Here is a 17,238-nt window from a genome sequence, read left to right as displayed (position 1 = left end):
CAACCGGCCGCAGGACTACGCTCGGGCCGTGCCGAAACCAGAAGAGGACCCGACCGTGGCGCTCGGGCTCAGTGTGGACCGCAGCTCACCGGTGCCGCTGTACTTCCAGCTGGCGCAGCAGCTGGAGGCCGCGATCGAGCGCGGCACGCTCACCCCGGGCAGCCTGCTGGGCAACGAGATCGAACTCGCCGCACGGCTCGGCCTGTCCCGCCCCACCGTCCGCCAGGCCATCCAGTCCCTGGTCGACAAGGGGCTCCTGGTGCGGCGCCGGGGCGTCGGTACCCAGGTCGTGCACAGCCAGGTCAAGCGCCCCCTGGAGCTCAGCAGCCTCTACGACGACCTGGAGGCGGCCGGCCAGCGCCCGGCGACCAAGGTCCTCGTCAACACCGTCGTGCCCGCCTCGGCGGAGGTCGCCGCCGCCCTAGGGGTGGCGGAGGACAGCGAGGTGCACCGCATCGAGCGGCTGCGGCTCGCGCACGGCGAGCCGATGGCGTACCTGATCAACCATCTGCCGTCCGGCCTGCTGGAGCTGGACACCGGGCAGCTCGAGGCCACCGGTCTGTACCGGCTGATGCGCTCCGCCGGGATCACCCTGCACAGTGCCCGCCAGTCCATCGGTGCCCGTGCCGCCACCTTCGACGAGGCCGAGCGGCTCGGCGAGGAAGAGGGCGCACCGCTGCTCACCATGCAGCGCGCCACCTTCGACGACACCGGCCGCGCGGTCGAGTTCGGCACCCACACCTACCGGCCGTCCCGCTACTCCTTCGAGTTCCAGCTGCTCGTACGCTCCTGAGCCCGCGCCCGCAGCCGGCCCGCCACGGTCGTGCCCAGTGCCGTGCCCATGCCGCACCCAGCGGCACGCCCCGTGACGTATGCATGTCCGGACAATGTGACCGAAGTGCCCTCCCCGATGACCGGAGTGCGGGTCCTCGTGTCCGATAATGCGACGTTCGGGGCTGATGAGGTCGTCATCGGCCCCGCGCGTACGTTCGAGCACGGCACGGCAAGCAAGAAGGGCACGGCCTCGTGGCACGGTTTCCAACCTGGGCAGTCATCGCGCTGGCGGGGGCGCTGTCGGTATCCCTCGCGGGGTGCAGCAGCACCGGCGGCAAACGGGCGGAGGACGCCCGCGAGGCAGCCGCGGCACAGGGGAGGGCCGCGGTGAACACTCCCCGCTGGACCTTCGCGATGATCACCCACTCGGGTGATGGCGACACCTTCTGGGACATCGTGCAGAGCGGTGCCCGGCAGGCCGCCGTCAAGGACAACATCAACTTCCTCTACTCGCACGACGCCGAGGCCCAGCAGCAGGCGCAGCTCGTGGACGCCGCGGTCGACAAGAAGGTCGACGGCATCATCGTCACGCTGGCCAAGCCCGACGCGCTCAAGGCAGCCGTGGCCCGCGCGGAGAAGGCCGGCATCCCCGTGATCACGGTCAACTCCGGCTCCGCGGAGTCCAAGGCCTTCGGCGCCCTCACCCACGTGGGCCAGGACGAGACCGTGGCCGGCGAGGCCGTGGGCGAGGAGTTGAACAAGCGCGGCAGGAAGAAGGCGCTGTGCGTCCTGCACGAGCAGGGCAACGTCGGCCACGAGCAGCGCTGCGCCGGCGTGGCCAAGACCTTCTCCGGCAAGGTGGAGAACCTCTACGTCAACGGCACGAGCATGCCGGACGTGCAGTCGGCGATCGGCGCCAAGCTCCAGGCGGACAAGTCCGTCGACGCGGTCGTCACGCTGGGCGCTCCCTACGCCGACACCGCGGTGAAGGCGAAGGCGGACGCGGGCAGCGGCGCCGAGATCGACACCTTCGACCTCAACGCCAAGGTCGCCGCCGAGCTCCAGGACGGCACGCTCGGCTTCGCCGTCGACCAGCAGCCGTACCTCCAGGGCTACGAGGCCGTCGACCTTCTGTGGCTCCACAAGTACAACGGCGACGCCCTCGGTGGCGGCAAGCCGGTGCTCACCGGCCCGCAGATCGTCACCAAGGACCAGGCGGCCGCCCTCGCGGAGTACACCAAGCGGGGCACCCGATGAGCGCGACCCTGGAACGCGCATCTGATGAAAGGATTCTGCAGACCTCGCCGCTGCGCCGGCTGCTGACCCGCCCCGAGCTCGGCTCGGTCGTCGGCGCGATCGCCGTCCTGGTCTTCTTCTCCCTGGCCGCGGACGGCTTCCTGCGCGCCTCCAGCCTCAGCACCGTGCTGTACGCGTCCTCGGCCATCGGCATCATGGCGGTCCCGGTCGCGCTGCTCATGATCGGCGGCGAGTTCGACCTGTCGGCCGGCGTCCTGGTGACCTCCTCGGCGCTGGTCTCCTCGATGTTCAGCTACCAGATGACCGCCGACGTCTGGGTGGGCGTCGGCGTCTCCCTGCTGGTCACCCTCGCCATCGGCGCCCTCAACGGCTACGTGCTGACCCGCACCGGCCTGCCCAGCTTCATCGTCACGCTGGGCACCTTCCTCATGCTGACCGGCGCCAACCTCGGCCTCACCAAGCTGATCGACGGCACCGTCTCCACCAAGACCATCGCCGACATGGAGGGCTTCCCGGCCGCCCACGCCGTGTTCGCCTCCACGCTCACTGTCGGCGGCGTCGGCTTCAAGGTCACCATCCTGTGGTGGCTCGGCCTGGTCGCCGTCGCCACCTGGATCCTGCTGCGCACCCGCACCGGCAACTGGATCTTCGCGGTCGGCGGCAACAAGGACGCGGCCCGCGCGGTCGGCGTGCCGGTCACCAGGACCAAGATCGGCCTCTACATGGGCGTCGCCCTCGGCGCCTGGATCTCCGGCCAGCACCTGCTCTTCTCCTTCGACGCGGTGCAGTCCGGCGAGGGCGTGGGCAACGAGCTGATCTACATCATCGCCGCCGTCATCGGCGGCTGTCTGATCACCGGCGGCTACGGCAGCGCCATCGGCTCGGCGGTCGGCGCGCTTCTGTTCGGCATGACCAGCAAGGGCATCGTCTTCGCCGAGTGGAACCCCGACTGGTTCAAGTTCTTCCTCGGAGCGATGCTGCTCCTCGCGACCCTGCTCAACACCTGGGTCCGCAAGCGGGCGGAGGCCACCAAGTGACGCGGACCGCACGTACCGGAGCAGGCGCCGAAGCAGGTGCCGAAGCGCGTACCGACGCACGTACGGCGCTGGTGGAGCTGTCCGACGTCAGCAAGCACTACGGCGCCGTACGCGCCCTCCACGGCGTCTCCCTCGAGGTGCACGCCGGGGAGATCACCTGCGTGCTGGGCGACAACGGGGCCGGCAAGTCGACCCTGATCAAGATCATCGCGGGACTGCACCAGCACGGCGGCGGCGTCCTGCGCGTCGAGGGCGAGGAGACCCGGCTCGCCTCCCCGCGCGAGGCCCTGGACCGGGGCATCGCCACCGTCCACCAGGACCTCGCGGTCGTCGGCCTGATGCCGGTGTGGCGCAACTTCTTCCTCGGCTCCGAGCCCCGCAAGGGCGCCGGCCCCTTCAAGCGCCTGGACGTCGACCTCATGCGCAGGACGACCCGGGAGGGAATGCTGCGGATGGGCATCGACCTGCGCGACGTCGACCAGCCCATCGGCACCCTCTCCGGCGGCGAACGCCAGTGCGTGGCGATCGCGCGGGCGGTGCACTTCGGCGCGAAGGTGCTCGTCCTCGACGAGCCGACCGCGGCCCTGGGCGTGAAGCAGTCGGGCACGGTGCTGAAGTATGTGGCGGCGGCACGCGACGAGGGCCTGGGCGTTGTTTTCATCACCCACAACCCGCACCACGCGTATCTCGTGGGTGACCGCTTCGTCCTGCTGAAGAGGGGCGCGATGGCCGGCAACCACACCCGTGACGCGATCACCCTGGAGGAGCTCACACGCCAGATGGCGGGCGGCAGCGAGCTCGACGACCTGCGCCACGAGCTGCGGCGGAGCTGAGCGGCGGGCCCCCGCGGAGGCCGGTCCGGGCCCCGGGCGCGACCGGTCCCGCGGCGCCCGCGCCCGGCCGCCGGCCCGTCCCACCCCCGCCTCCCTGTACCCCACCCTTAACGCGCGTGAGGCAGAATCGGGGCCGATGAGCACCTACCGCGACCTCACCGCCCCCATCGGCTCCCGCCGCGCCCCGGTCCTGCGCACCGTGGGCACGCGCGAGCGCCGCAGCCACCTGACGGCGCCCCGGGTGCCCACGGTCGGCATCGACATCGGCGGCACCAAGGTGATGGCGGGCGTCGTCGACGCCGACGGCAACATCCTGGAGCGGCTGCGCACCGAGACCCCGGACAAGTCCAAGAGCCCGAAGGTCGTCGAGGACACCATCGTCGAGCTCGTCCTGGACCTGTCCGACCGGCACGACGTGCACGCGGTCGGCATCGGCGCGGCCGGCTGGGTCGACGCCGACCGCAACCGCGTCCTGTTCGCACCCCACCTGTCCTGGCGCAACGAGCCGCTGCGCGACCGCCTCTCCGAACGCCTTTCGGTACCGGTCCTGGTCGACAACGACGCCAACGCCGCCGCCTGGGCCGAGTGGCGCTTCGGCGCGGGCCGCGGCGAGGACCACCTCGTCATGATCACGCTCGGCACCGGCATCGGCGGCGCGATCCTGGAGGACGGCCAGGTCAAGCGGGGCAAGTACGGCGTGGCCGGCGAGTTCGGGCACATGCAGGTCGTCCCCGGCGGCCACCGCTGCCCGTGCGGCAACCGCGGCTGCTGGGAGCAGTACAGCTCCGGCAACGCGCTGGTGCGCGAGGCGCGTGAGCTGGCCGCGGCCGACTCCCCGGTCGCCTACGGCATCATCGAGCACGTCAAGGGCAACATCGGCGACATCACCGGCCCGATGATCACCGAGCTGGCCCGCGAGGGCGACGCCATGTGCGTCGAGCTCCTCCAGGACATCGGCCAGTGGCTCGGCGTCGGCATCGCCAACCTCGCCGCCGCCCTCGACCCGTCCTGCTTCGTCGTCGGCGGCGGCGTCTCCGCGGCCGACGACCTGCTCATCGGCCCCGCGCGGGACGCCTTCAAGCGCCACCTCACCGGCCGCGGCTACCGCCCCGAGGCGCGCATCACCCGCGCCCAGCTCGGCCCCGAGGCCGGCATGGTCGGCGCCGCCGACCTCGCCCGGCTCGTCGCCCGCCGCTTCCGGCGCGCCAAGCGCCGCCGCGTCGAGCGCCACGAGCGCTACGAACGCTACGCGGAGGCCCGGCGCACGGCCCGGGAGGCGCTGTGACGATGTCCCTGCCCCGCCAGGCGGCGCCCCCGGACGAACCGCCGCCCCGGCCCGCCGAGGACCGCCGCCACCGCAACCGGCGCAGGGCGCTGACCCTGCTGATCATCGTGCTGCTCATCGGCGTCCCGGCCGGCTACCTGATGATCTCCGCCGCCCAGAGCCGCAACAGCGGCAAGGACAAGGAGGCCAAGTACTCCGCGACCGGCCTCACCGCCGGCTACCCGGCCAAGGTCCAGCAGCGCATCTACCAGGTGCTCATCCCGCACCCCGCGGACCGGGTCGCGTACTACGAGACGAACAACTGGAAGACCAGCCGCCTCTACGTGCAGTTCCGGACCACCGAGCCGGGCCTGGAGACCTTCCTCGACGCCCTCGGTGTCAACCGCGCCGATCTGAAGAAGGGCGCGATCACGGTCGGCGACCGGGACAAGAAGATCACCGGCTGGACCTTCACCAGCCAGGGCCCGTGGTGGGGCCTCACCCACAGCCAGAAGAACCCGGCCCCCACCCAGGACGTGGTCGTCAACATGTCCAACCCGGTCCTTCCGATGGTCTACGTCGTCTCCCGCACCGTCCCCTGACCCGGCCGGCGCCGGGGCCCGCACCCGCGCCGGAGCCGATTGTCAGAGGCCGCCCGTAGAGTCGAAGACGACCGACGCGACGGGAAGGGCGGGAGGTGACAGGACGTATGCGCGACGCGGTGGCGACGACGCCGCACGACACGGCGGACGGGACGACGGACGGCGCGGAGGGCGCCCTGTCCGTGCGGCTCGCCGCCGTCTTCCTGCCGGCGTCCCTCCCGCGCGAGGGACGCGTCGCCTTCTGGGACCCCGACGGACAGGTGTGGGGCGAACGGGGCCCCGCGCCGGCCACACCCCGCGCTGCTCCCGACGCACCCGCACCCACGCACACGCCTACGGACCTCACCGTCGTACGGCGGCACGGCGCCGGCGCCCGCCGCAGGACCGCCCCCGCCCTGACCCTGCCGGTCGAGGAGGCCCTGCCCCACCTCGTGCGCGCCCGGCACGACCCGGCGGCCCACCCCGCCACCGCCTGCTGGGGCGCCGCCGCCCTCCACGCCCTGCGGCTCACCGCCCGCGGCCGCCTCCTGCCCGGCCTCACCGCCACCGAGCACGACGCCTGGCGCGCGGGCCCCCTCGACCCGGACGACGTGGCCCACCTGCGCGCGATCGCCGCCGCCCTGCCGTACGAGGGTCACGCGACCCCGCTGCCCGGCTCCGGACCGCTGCGCCTGCCCGAACCCGAGGCGCTGCTGCGCGCCTTCCTCGACGCGGTCGCCGACACCCTGCCCCGTACCCCGGCCGCGGCCCACACCTCGGGCCGGCCGTTCGCCGACCCCCGGCCCCAGCACCTGCCGCACGCCCACGACTGGGCCGCAGAGGTGGCCGCCGGCATGGACGCGGGCGTGCGGATCTCCCTGCGGCTGGACCTGGCGGCGTACGACCTGTTCGACCGCGCCGACGACACGGCGGCGCGGGCCGCGGGCGCGGCGATCGTCCAGGTGCACAGCCTCGCCGACCCCACCCTCGTGGCCGACGCGGCGGCCCTGTGGGCGGGGGAGGCCGACGCCGCGTTCGGGCCACGCGCGCGCGTGGACGCCGCCCTCGCGGTGCGGCGGGCCGCGCGTGTCTGGCCCCCGCTGGACCGGCTCTGCGAGCAGGAGGTGCCCGACGTCCTCGCCCTGTCCGAGGAGGAGGCCGGCGAACTGCTCGGGGCGGCGGCCACCCGGCTCGCGGCCGCCGGGGTCGCCGTGCAATGGCCCCGCGACCTGGCGCAGGACCTCACCGCCGCCGCCGTGGTGCGGCCCGCGCCGGGCTCCGCGACCGACGGCACCGGCTTCTTCGAGAGCGAGCAACTGCTCAGCTTCCGCTGGCAACTGGCGCTCGGCGGCGACCCCCTCAGCGAGGCCGAGATGGACGCCCTCGCCGAGGCCCACCGTCCCGTCGTACGGCTCCGGGACCGCTGGGTGCTCGTCGACCCGGCCCTGGTCCGCCGGGCACGCAAACGCGACCTGGGCCTGCTGGACCCGGTCGACGCCCTGTCCGTCGCCCTCACCGGCACCGCCGAGGTCGACGGCGAGATCGTCGAGGCGGTCCCGGCCGGTGCGCTGGCGACCCTGCGGGACCGGCTGACGGCCGGCGTCGCCCCCGCCGAGCCGCCACCGGCCCTCAACGCCACGCTGCGCGACTACCAGTTGCGGGGCCTGGCCTGGCTCGACCTCATGACCTCGCTCGGACTCGGCGGCTGCCTCGCCGACGACATGGGCCTCGGCAAGACGATCACCCTCATCGCCCTCCACCTCAAGCGCGCCCGCACCGCGCCCACCCTGGTGGTCTGCCCGGCCTCCCTGCTCGGCAACTGGCAGCGGGAGATCACCCGGTTCGCCCCCGGTACGCCCGTCCGCCGCTTCCACGGCTCCGACCGCACCCTGGACGGCGTCGACGGCGGCTTCGTCCTCACCACCTACGGCACCATGCGGTCGGCCGCCGCGCTGCTCGCCCAACAGCAGTGGGGCATGGTCGTGGCGGACGAGGCCCAGCACGTCAAGAACCCGTACTCGGCGACCGCCAAGGCCCTGCGCACGATCCCGTCCCCCGCGCGCGTGGCCCTCACCGGCACCCCCGTCGAGAACAACCTCTCCGAGCTGTGGGCCCTGCTCGACTGGACCACCCCCGGGCTCCTCGGCCCGCTCAAGTCCTTCCGCGCCCGGCACGCGCGCGCGGTGGAGAACGGCGAGGACGAGGAGGCCGTGGAGCGCCTGGCCCGCCTGGTGCGGCCGTTCCTGCTGCGCCGCAAGAAGTCCGACCCCGGCATCGTCCCCGAGCTGCCGCCGAAGACGGAGACGGACCACCCGGTCCCGCTCACCCGGGAACAGGCCGCGCTGTACGAGGCGGTGGTGCGCGAGTCGATGTCCGCCATCGAGTCCTCCAAGGGCATGGCACGGCGCGGGCTGGTGCTGAAGCTGCTGACCTCGCTCAAACAGATCTGTGACCACCCGGCGCTGTATCTGAAGGAGGACCACCCGCGCGGGGGCGACGGGCTCGCCGCCCGGTCCGGGAAACTCGCCCTGCTGGACGAGTTGCTGGACACCCTGCTCGCCGAGGACGGCTCGGCGCTGGTCTTCACCCAGTACGTCGGCATGGCCCGCCTGATCACCGGCCACCTCGCCGCCCGCGCCGTCCCCGTCGACCTCCTCCACGGCGGTACGCCGGTCCCCGAGCGCGAGCGGATGGTGGACCGCTTCCAGAGCGGGGCCACCCCCGTTCTCGTCCTGTCCCTCAAGGCGGCCGGCACCGGCCTGAACCTCACCCGCGCGGGTCACGTCGTCCACTTCGACCGCTGGTGGAACCCCGCGGTCGAGGACCAGGCCACGGACCGTGCCTACCGCATCGGGCAGACCCAGCCCGTCCAGGTCCACCGCCTGATCACCGAGGGCACGGTCGAGGACCGCGTGGCGGAGATGCTCGCCGCGAAGCGCGCCCTCGCGGACGCCATCCTCGGCACCGGCGAGTCCGCCCTCACCGAACTCACCGACCGTGAACTGTCCGACCTGGTATCGCTGCGAAGGGAGGCCCCCTGATGGGCCCCCGCCCCACCGACGGGGCCCGCCCCACTGATGCGGCTCACCTGGCCGAGGGGGTTGGTCCCGCTGACGCGGCTCGTCCGGTCGACGTGGCCGGCCCGGCCGACGGGACCCGCACCGACGCGGCTCGTCCGGCCGAGACGGCCGGCCCCGCCGACGCGGCTCGCTCCGCCCAGGCGGCCGGCCCGGTCGACGCGTCCCGCCCGGTCGACGCGTCCCGCCCTGCCGACGCGGCCCGCCGCGCCCTACGCGCGGCCCGCCGGCACCCCACCCCCTCCCGCACCACAGAGCCAACCCACGCCGCCGCCACCGACCCCGACGGCCGGACCGAAGCGGCCGAGCCCGGCACCCCGGGCACCACCGACACCCCGGCGGCCACGGACACCCCGGACGCCACCGGTGGGCCGGCGGGCCCGGCCCGGGGCGGCAGCACGTCCGGTGGGATCGGGGAAAGCCGCCTGGACGGTGAGACCAGCTCGGGGGGCCCGGTCGCCGCAGCGGCCAATCACGGTGCGTCCGACGCGCCCGACGTCGGTTGCTCGGCCGGGGCGTCCGGTGCCGGTGGCACGACCGGCGAGGCCGGCGCCGGTGGCACGGTGGGCGAGGCCGGAAGCGGGCGCTCCGGCGGCGCGACCGGCGCCGGTGGTTCGGCCGACACGGCCGGGGCCGGCGGGCCACTGGGCGCGGCCCCCGCTCGCGGCCCGGCCGACGCGGCCCGGGCTGCTCTGCGCCAGGCGGTGTCCGGCCGCCGTAGCGCGCGGGCCCAGGCATCCGGCGAGGAAGCCACGACGACTCGGCCCACGGGGGCCGCATCGTCCGACGCGCCGCCGGGGGAGCCTCCGGAAAGCGGTGAGACCCCGGGCACCGCGACCCGGCGCCCCCGCGAGGCGGGCGCCGAACCGGCAACCGCCCCGCCTCCGGCCGACCCGGCCGCCACCAACTTGACCGCCACCGCGCCGCAGGGCCCCGCGACTTGGCCCACCGGACGCCCCGGCGATGCCGCGCGGGAGGCGCTACGGGCCGCGCTGGCCCGGCGTGACGCGCAGGGGGAGCGGGAGCCCCGCGCGGGCGCGACTCGCAGGCGAGCCACCGATGCCCCAGCCAAGCAGGGGGCAGCCGGCACCCCGGGCACGAGGCCCACGGGCGCCACCGCCGCGCGGCCCACCGGCACCCCGACGTCGCGGGCCACCGATACCCCGCCCGCAGGGGCAGCCGGTACCCCGCGAACACGTGCCGCCGGCAGCCCGGCCACGCGGTCCGCCGGCACCGCGCCGTCCTGGGACACCCACACGCCGGCAGCGCCGTCCGCCGGCACCCCACCCGCGCCGTCCGCCGGTACCCCGGACCCCCCGAGGGCCGAGGCCGGTTCCGGGGACGAGGCGGGTGGGCCCGTTGTGCCGCGGGTGCCGCGGAGTATGGCCGCGCCCGGCCGGGACGGGGAACTCCGGCGCACGTTCCCGGCTTTGCCGCCGCGGGCGCGCGAGGGTGGCGGCTTCGCCGAGACGTGGTGGGGCAACGCATGGGTCACCGCGCTGGAGGAGGGGGCGCTGGATTCGGCGCGGCTCGCGCGGGGGCGCGGCTACGCGGAGACGGGGCACGTGGACGCGATCACCGTCACGCCGGGCCTGGTGCTGGCGTATGTGCGGGGCAGCCGCCCGCGGCCGTACCGGGTGCAGGTACGGCTGCGGACCCTGGACGACGCCGACTGGGACCGGTTCCTGGACGCCGCCGCCGAGCGCCCGGGGCACATCGCCGCGCTGCTGGACAAGGAGATGCCCCAGTCCCTCGCCGACTGCGGCGTCCCCCTGCTGCCCGGCCCCGGCGACCTGGACCCCCACTGCAGCTGCCCCGACCGAGGCCACCCCTGCAAGCACGCCGCCGCCCTCTGCTACCAGACGGCACGCCTGCTGGACGCTGACCCCTTCGTGCTGTTGCTCCTGCGCGGCCGGGGCGAGCGCGCGCTGCTCGACGCCCTCTCCCGCCGCAGCGCCACCCATGCCGCCCGCGCCGCGCAGGACAAGGAGGCCGCACCGCTGCCCGGGTTGCGCGCCGCCGACGTACTGGCGCAGCGCCGCCTGCCACCCCTGCCCGCACCCCTGCCCCCGCCCCCGCACCCCGGGCAGCCGCCGGTGTACCCGGCGGTGCCGGGCGGCCCCGACCCCTTCGCGCTCGACCAGTTGGCCACCGACGCCGCCGCCCGCGCCCACGCCCTGCTCACCACCGGACGGGACCCCGTCGGCGGGCTGACGCTCTGGCAGGACGCGGTGCGCCTGGCCGCCGCGCGCCCCGGCTCCGGACTGACCGCCGCGACCCGCTCGCTGTACGCGTCCCTCGCCTCGGCCACCGGACGCACACCCGCCGACCTCGCCCGCGCGGTGGCCGCCTGGCGGCAGGGTGGCCTGGAGGGACTGGCCGTCCTGGAGGAGACGTGGGATCCCCCGGCCGGGCGCTTCGACCGGGCACGCCCGCTGCTCCTGGCCGCCGACCTCCCCGCCTTCCGCCCCCGGCACAACCGGCTCACCCACCCCCGCGGCCACCTCCAGCTCCGCCTGGGCCGGGACGGACTGTGGTACGCCTACGAGTCCGAGCCGGGCCGCGACGACTGGTGGCCCCGCGGCACCCCGGACCTGGACCCGGTGGGCGCCCTGACCGGCCTCGCCACCCCGGGCGACCTGTGATCCCGGCGGCTCAACCCGCCTTGGCGCGCGCGGACTCGAAGACGGCCAGCGGGTCCCCGTCGCTGCGCCACGGCCAGTCGGTGACCTTCCCGTCGATGGCCTCGAAGACGGGTACGGATTCGCGTCGCCGGCCGGCCGCGGTCAGCGCGTAGGCGAGCAGGTTGAGGTCGGCGACGGCGGCCGCGTGGGAGAAGAACGTCGGCTGGGGCCAGGTCACCCTCGCCCGGTCCAGCAGTTCGGCCGCCTGCGGTCCCCTCCAGTGGTTGCCCGCCAGCAGCCCCATCGCGCCACCGCGGGCCACCGCGGAGTGGTACTGCATGACGTGGGCGGTGAGTTCCACGGCGGCGCAGGGGGCGTTGGCCGGCATGTGGGTCCGCACCGAGTCGACGAACTCCAGGAGTTGGGGGAGTGAACCAGCCTCCTGCGGGCTCAGGTAGGCGAGCATGCTCAGGTACGCCTCGCGGTGCCAGCGGTCGCGCGCGACTATCTCGTTCCAGACGCCGAAGACGTCCGTGCGCGCATACCCCTCCACACGGGCCACGTTGAGCATCACCACCCACGGCGTCGGGTCCTGCGGGGCGAGCTCGGCCGCCAGCAGGCACCGTTTCCACACCGCGGCGGCATCCGTCAACCCGCCCGCGCTCCGGCCCCGTTCGAGGTCGGCCCACGACCGCAGCACCAGGGCGTCCGCGTTGCGCGGCTCCCGTTTCGCCCACGTGGCCGGCAGGTACGACTCGTGCAGGAAACCGGCGAGTACGGACAGCCGGTGCGCCCGGCGGTCGAAGTCGTCGGGCTCCTCCCGCAGGAGGCGGGCGATCTGCGCCACGCACAGGTCCGCCGTTCCCGCCGTGCTCGACCGGGCCGTCGACACCAGACGCTTCAGGAGCTTGCCCAGATCGGCGTCGTCGAGTTCCGGGGCAAGACGTGAACTCCTGCCGCGGCGTGAGAGGAATGGCATGTGCGCATGCTAGAAGTGGCACAACCTCCCACAAGGCGCGCACCTGGATCGTTACCGGAATGCCTGCCGCGAACCGGCTACCCGTCCGTACGGCGAGACGCGCATCCATGCCCGGCACACACGCCCGGCATCCACCACCTGGCATCCACCACCCGGCGTCCACCGCCCGGCGTCCACCGCCCGGCGTCCACGCCCGGCATCCGGGCGGCGTTCGCGCGGCATTCGGGTGAGTGCGCCGTCGTAGCCGACGTAGTTGCGCCGCGAGCGTCCGCGCGGTGGCCAGGATGCTGGGTGGAGCCGCATCCGCCAGGACGGCCACGGAGAGCGGACACGGCACGCGGACGTGCGGGCGGAGGTGCGGCGGTGATCCGAGTCGCCGAGGTGGTGTGGTGGTGGGCGGCGGCCGTCGGCGTCTGGCTGCTGACGCTGTCGTCCGTCACCTGGCAGGAACTGGTGGTCGCCGCGGCCTGCGGGTTGCCGGCCGCCGTGGCCGCGCCCGCCGGGCGACGGGCCGTCGGCGGCTGCTGGCGGCCGAGGCCCGGCTGGATCCGGTGGGCGGCCACGCTGCCGCCCTCGGTCCTCGCCGACACCGCGCGGGTCTTTTGGACCGCCCTGCGCCACGCCCGCGACGAGCGCCCGCCCGGCCGCGTACGCGAGGTGCCGCTGCCGCACGAGGCGCCGGAACCGGTAGCGGCGGCGCGTCGGGCGCTGGCCACCATCGCGCTGTCCTCGACGCCCGGCACCTACGTCGTCGACGACGACCCCGAGCGGCACCGCCTGGTGGTGCACTCCCTGTCCGAGAGCACGTCCCCGACGGAGAAGGCGATCACCCGGTGAACGCATGGCTGATCGGCGCGCTGGCCCTGCTGGCCGGCGCCTTCCCGCCCGCCGCGCTGCTCACGGCGCGCGGCGAACCGGCCGACCGGCTGATCGGGCTGGAGATCGGCAGCGTCGTGGCCGTACTGTTCCTGCTCCTGCTGATCCAGGGGCTGGGGCAGCCGTCGTACCTCATCGTGCCGCTGGTGACGGTGCTGGTGTCGTTCGCCGGGACCCTGGTCTTCACCCGGCTGCTCGCGCCCGTCGCGGACGAGTCGTGACCGGGCCCGCGCACATCGCCGCGCTGGTCTGCGAGACCGCCGGGGCGGCGGTGGTCGTGGCGTCGGCCCTCGCCGCGCTCGCCATGCGGCGCGCCTACAACCGCCTGCACTTCCTCACCCCCGCCACCTCGCTCGGCGCCCCCCTGATCGCAGCCGCGCTGGTGCTGGAGAACGGCTGGGGGCTGACGGCCGGCCTCGACATCCTGATCGTGCTGCTGCTCGCGCTCAGCGCCCCCGCGCTCGAGGCCGCGACCGCCAGGGTGCTGGCGCAGCGCGCCGGGCTGATCGACGAGGACTCGCCGTCGTGACCGTGATCATCGCCGTGGCGCTCACCCTGGTCGCCGCGATCGGCGCGGTGGTGGTCGGCACCCACTCGCCGGAACGGCAGGCGGTCGTCCTGTCGATGTTCGGGATGGCGCTGACCGTCCTGTTCGTGACCGTGCAGGCGCCCGATGTGGCGCTCTCCCAGCTCGGCGTGGGAGCCGCGCTGGTCCCGCTGATGGTGATGCTCGCCATCCGGCGGATCCGCCGCGACCAGCGGGGTGAGGCGCGCCGGCCCGGAAAGGACGAGGAGTGAGCGAACGCGGCCGTCTCGCCGTCTACCTGCCGGCCGCGCTGGCGCTGGCCGCGCTGCTGGTCCTCGCCTTCCTGCGGATGCCGGGGTTCGGCGGGACCGTCCACCTCTACCGCGACCTCGCGGTGCCGGCGGCGGTACGGCACGTCACGGCGAACGTGGTGTCGGCGGTCAACTTCGACCAGCGCGCCCTGGACACCCTGGGTGAGGAGAGCATCCTGCTCGGTTCGGTGGTAGGAGCCGCCGCGCTGCTGCGCCCCGCCCAGCGCGAGAGCGAGCGGCGCCCGCGGCGCACCGGGCGGACGCTGGAGTCGACCGGACTGCTGGGATACCTTCTGCTGCCCGTCACCCTGATCGTCGGCTTCGACGTGGTCGCCCACGGCCATCTGACCCCGGGCGGCGGCTTCCAGGGCGGTGTCGTGCTGGCGACCGGAATCCACCTGCTCTACCTCGCCGGAAGCTACCGGGCCCTGGAGCGGCTGCGGCCGGTGGAGGTGTTCGACGCCGGCGAGGCGCTCGGCGCCGGGATGTTCACCGTCCTCGGACTGATCGGCGTCCTCGCCGGCACCGCGTTCCTGCAGAACTTCCTGCCCATGGGCTCGTTCGGCAGCCTGTTCTCGGCGGGGACGGTTCCGGTGCTCAACGCGCTGGTCGGGGTCGAGGTGGCCTGCGGAGCCGTCGTCCTGCTCACCCACTTCTTCACCGAGGACCTCACCGTCTCCGTCGCCGGGCGTGAGGACGGCGGCGACCGCGACCGCGGCGACCGGGACGGCAACGACCGGGACGGCAACGACCAAGGGGGCGAAGAGGAATGAGCATCTACCCCTACTGCGTGGCGGCCTGGCTGATGCTGGCCGGGGCGTACGGCATCGTCCGCAGCCGCAACATGGTGCACGCGGTCGTGTGCCTGTCCGTGTGCCAGTCCGGAACGTACGTGCTGCTGCTCGCCGTCGGCTACCAACGGGGCGCGACCGCACCGGTGTTCGGCTCGACCACCACCCCCAACCGCAACGTGGTCGATCCCGTGGTGCAGGCGATGACCCTCACCGACATCGTCGTCTCGGCCACCGTCACCGCCCTGCTCCTCGCCCTGGCCATCCAGGTCAACAAGCGGCAGCGCACGGTGGATCCCAACGAACTCGTCGCACTGAAGGGCTGAGCGTGGCCCACACCGCCGTCAACCTGCTGCCGTTCCTCGTCGCCCTGCCGATCGTCGTCGCCTGCGCGCTGATCGCTCTGGGCAGCAGGCTGCCCCACACGGCGCTGGACGCGCTCGCCATCTGCTGCGCCCTGGCCGTGACCGCCTGCGCCGGACTCGTCCTGGCCCAGGCCGCGGGCGGGCGCACGGTGTCCTGGCAGGGCGCCTGGCAGCCCGCACGCGGCCTCGGCGTGGGCATCCCGCTGGTCGCGGACGCCATGAGCGGCGGCCTGGCCGTGCTCATCGGCGGACTGGTGAGCTGCGCCCTGCTGTTCAGCCGGCGTCACTACCCCGCCGTGCACGGGTACTTCCACGCGCTGATGCTGCTCTTCCTCGCCGGCATGGAGGGCTTCTGCCTGTCCGGCGACGTCTTCGACATGTTCGTCTTCTTCGAGCTGATGGGCGCGGTCGCCTACGCGCTGACCGGACTGAAGATCGAGGACCCCACGTCGGTACAGGGCGGCCTCAACTTCGCCATCGTCAACTCGCTGGGCGCGTACCTGTCCCTGGCCGGGGTCGGCATCCTGTACTCCCGCTTCGGACAGCTCGGCCTGCCCCAGCTCGGCCGGCTGCTCGCCGGCCGGCGGCCCGACGCCCTGGTCGTGGCCGCCTTCGTCCTGATCCTCACCGGCTTCCTGGTCAAGGCCGCCCTGGTGCCCTTCCACTTCTGGCTCGCCGACGCCCACGCGGTCGCCCTCGCCCCGGTGTGCGTGCTGTTCTCCGGGGTCATGGTGGAACTCGGCCTGTACGGCGCGGCCCGGGTGTACTGGGTGGTCTTCTCCTCCTCGCTCCCGCACGACGACATCCGCCGCGCCTTCCTCGTCCTCGGCACGCTGACGGCGCTGGCGGGCGCCCTGATGTGCTTCCTCCAGCGCCACCTCAAGCGTCTGCTGGCCTACTCGACGATCGCGCACGTGGGACTGTTCACCCTCGGCTTCGCCTGTCTCGACGCCGACGGCACGGCCGGGTCCGCCCTCTACGCGGTCGGCCACGCCGGGGTGAAGGGGGCGCTGTTCCTGCTCGTGGGCATCCTGCTGGCCAGGCACGGCAACGTCGACGAGTTCGCCCTGCACGGCCGCGGCCGCAAGGCCGGTCTCGCCACCTGGCTCTACTTCGCCGCGGCCCTCGGCCTGGCCGGACTGCCCCCGTTCGGGACGGGGTTGGGCAAGGTCGTCACCGAGGACGCCCTGGCGGCCGCCGGCTACCCGTGGGCGCCGGCGGTGTTCGTGCTCGTCTCCGCCGTGACGGGCGCCGCGGTGCTGCGGGCCGGCATGCGCGTCCACTTCGGGTGGGGGCCGGTCCGCAAGGGCGACGACGGGGACGGCTCCGGCGAGCGGACCACGGGCTCGCAGGAGGAACGGGAGACCGAACCACTGCGCACCGTGCCCCGCACGATGTTCATCGCCATCACCGTCCTGGTCCTCGGCTCCCTGGTGCTCGGGCTCCTCCCGCACAGCGGGACCGCCTTCGGACACGCGGCCGAGGCCTTCACCGACCAGGCCGCCTACATCGCGCGCGCCCTGTCCCTGCCCGTCCCGCCCCGCACACCGAGACCCCTGCACACCGACTGGACCGCCTCCGGCGTCGGCCTCGACGTCCTGTCCGTCGTCCTCGCGATGGCCCTCGCCGCCCAGGCCGTCTGGGGCCCGCGCCCGCTGCCCGACGCACACCCCCTGACGCGCGCCGCCTCGGCGACCCGCACGGCACTGCGCCGTCTCCACTCCGGTCACGTCGGCGACTACGTGGCCTGGCTGACGGTGGGCGTGGTCGCCCTGGCCGCCCTGGTGGGCCTGCCCCTGCTCTGAGGATCTCCACCCGAGCACCTGAGAAATCGTGAGATGTGAGAGCGTGCGGTGCGTATGCGGCCGATGCGGCGACAGTGACTTGGTCGATCGGGGCCCGGGCAGGCGGTCCCCGGGAGCGGTGCAGGAGTCCTGCCCGGG

At 74.1% G+C, this 17,238-nt stretch carries 16 protein-coding genes; 15 read left to right on the top strand and 1 reads right to left on the bottom strand.

What is annotated here, in order from left to right; all coding sequences use genetic code 11:
- Positions 1-55 precede the first annotated feature (55 nt).
- The 8 genes from IE249_RS29585 (at position 56) to IE249_RS40320 (ending at position 11,468) form a co-directional block, all read left to right on the top strand.
- Complete coding sequence (locus IE249_RS29585; RefSeq protein ID WP_189709746.1) at positions 56-793, top strand: GntR family transcriptional regulator; 738 nt, start codon at positions 56-58, stop codon at positions 791-793.
- A gap of 233 nt (positions 794-1,026) precedes the next feature.
- A complete protein-coding gene (locus IE249_RS29580; protein ID WP_189709649.1) occupies positions 1,027-2,031 on the top strand; it encodes a sugar ABC transporter substrate-binding protein in 1,005 nt (334 codons plus the stop codon).
- Positions 2,028-3,068, top strand: a complete 1,041-nt coding sequence (locus tag IE249_RS29575) for an ABC transporter permease (protein WP_189709647.1) — start codon at positions 2,028-2,030, stop codon at positions 3,066-3,068. Before IE249_RS29580 ends, IE249_RS29575 begins: the two co-directional genes overlap by 4 nt.
- Complete coding sequence (locus tag IE249_RS29570; protein ID WP_373304482.1) at positions 3,065-3,901, top strand: ATP-binding cassette domain-containing protein; 837 nt, start codon at positions 3,065-3,067, stop codon at positions 3,899-3,901. The genes IE249_RS29575 and IE249_RS29570 overlap by 4 nt, the downstream gene beginning before the upstream one ends.
- A 136-nt stretch (positions 3,902-4,037) precedes the next feature.
- On the top strand, positions 4,038-5,186 hold the full coding sequence (locus IE249_RS29565; protein WP_189709646.1) for an ROK family glucokinase: 1,149 nt from the start codon (positions 4,038-4,040) through the stop codon (positions 5,184-5,186).
- Entirely contained in the window at positions 5,183-5,767 is a 585-nt protein-coding gene (locus IE249_RS29560; RefSeq protein WP_189709644.1) for a sugar kinase, read from the top strand. The genes IE249_RS29565 and IE249_RS29560 overlap by 4 nt, the downstream gene beginning before the upstream one ends.
- A gap of 107 nt (positions 5,768-5,874) precedes the next feature.
- Positions 5,875-8,787: an SCO1167/SCO6262 family helicase gene (locus IE249_RS29555; protein ID WP_229859532.1), complete on the top strand. Its 2,913-nt coding sequence runs from the start codon at positions 5,875-5,877 to the stop codon at positions 8,785-8,787.
- Between the two features lie 728 nt (positions 8,788-9,515).
- Positions 9,516-11,468 carry an SWIM zinc finger family protein gene (locus IE249_RS40320; RefSeq protein ID WP_444544818.1) on the top strand — a complete coding sequence of 651 codons (1,953 nt, stop codon included), beginning with the start codon at positions 9,516-9,518 and terminating at the stop codon, positions 11,466-11,468.
- Between the two features lie 10 nt (positions 11,469-11,478).
- Here the strand turns inward: IE249_RS40320 and IE249_RS29545 are convergent, their stop codons facing one another.
- Positions 11,479-12,426 carry a hypothetical protein gene (locus IE249_RS29545; protein ID WP_189709642.1) on the bottom strand — a complete coding sequence of 316 codons (948 nt, stop codon included), beginning with the start codon at positions 12,424-12,426 and terminating at the stop codon, positions 11,479-11,481.
- A 363-nt stretch (positions 12,427-12,789) separates the two neighbouring features.
- Here IE249_RS29545 and IE249_RS38905 point away from each other — a divergent pair, with 363 nt between their 5' ends.
- Genes IE249_RS38905 through IE249_RS29515 form a run of 7 tightly spaced genes read left to right on the top strand, consistent with a single transcriptional unit; the run spans position 12,790 to position 17,100 of the window.
- Positions 12,790-13,263, top strand: a complete 474-nt coding sequence (locus IE249_RS38905; protein WP_229859526.1) for a Na+/H+ antiporter subunit E — start codon at positions 12,790-12,792, stop codon at positions 13,261-13,263.
- Positions 13,260-13,523 (top strand): monovalent cation/H+ antiporter complex subunit F, encoded by a 264-nt coding sequence (locus IE249_RS38900; protein ID WP_229859524.1) that lies wholly within the window; start codon positions 13,260-13,262, stop codon positions 13,521-13,523. Before IE249_RS38905 ends, IE249_RS38900 begins: the two co-directional genes overlap by 4 nt.
- Complete coding sequence (locus IE249_RS29535) at positions 13,520-13,831, top strand: monovalent cation/H(+) antiporter subunit G (RefSeq protein ID WP_229859522.1); 312 nt, start codon at positions 13,520-13,522, stop codon at positions 13,829-13,831. Before IE249_RS38900 ends, IE249_RS29535 begins: the two co-directional genes overlap by 4 nt.
- Positions 13,828-14,100 (top strand): Na(+)/H(+) antiporter subunit B, encoded by a 273-nt coding sequence (locus IE249_RS29530; RefSeq protein ID WP_189709640.1) that lies wholly within the window; start codon positions 13,828-13,830, stop codon positions 14,098-14,100. Before IE249_RS29535 ends, IE249_RS29530 begins: the two co-directional genes overlap by 4 nt.
- Positions 14,097-14,912: an MnhB domain-containing protein gene (locus tag IE249_RS29525; protein WP_229859518.1), complete on the top strand. Its 816-nt coding sequence runs from the start codon at positions 14,097-14,099 to the stop codon at positions 14,910-14,912. Before IE249_RS29530 ends, IE249_RS29525 begins: the two co-directional genes overlap by 4 nt.
- A complete protein-coding gene (locus IE249_RS29520) occupies positions 14,909-15,256 on the top strand; it encodes a sodium:proton antiporter (protein ID WP_189709638.1) in 348 nt (115 codons plus the stop codon). The genes IE249_RS29525 and IE249_RS29520 overlap by 4 nt, the downstream gene beginning before the upstream one ends.
- Positions 15,257-15,258: 2 nt before the next feature.
- Positions 15,259-17,100, top strand: coding sequence for a complex I subunit 5 family protein (locus tag IE249_RS29515; RefSeq protein ID WP_229859517.1), 1,842 nt, complete (start codon positions 15,259-15,261; stop codon positions 17,098-17,100).
- The last annotated feature ends 138 nt before the right edge of the window (positions 17,101-17,238 follow it).

The sequence above is a fragment of the Streptomyces anandii JCM 4720 genome (genome assembly GCF_014650655.1).
Lineage (GTDB): Bacteria > Actinomycetota > Actinomycetes > Streptomycetales > Streptomycetaceae > Streptomyces > Streptomyces anandii.
Note: the sequence above shows the minus strand (reverse complement) of the source record. Positions and strands in the feature narration are given on the sequence as shown.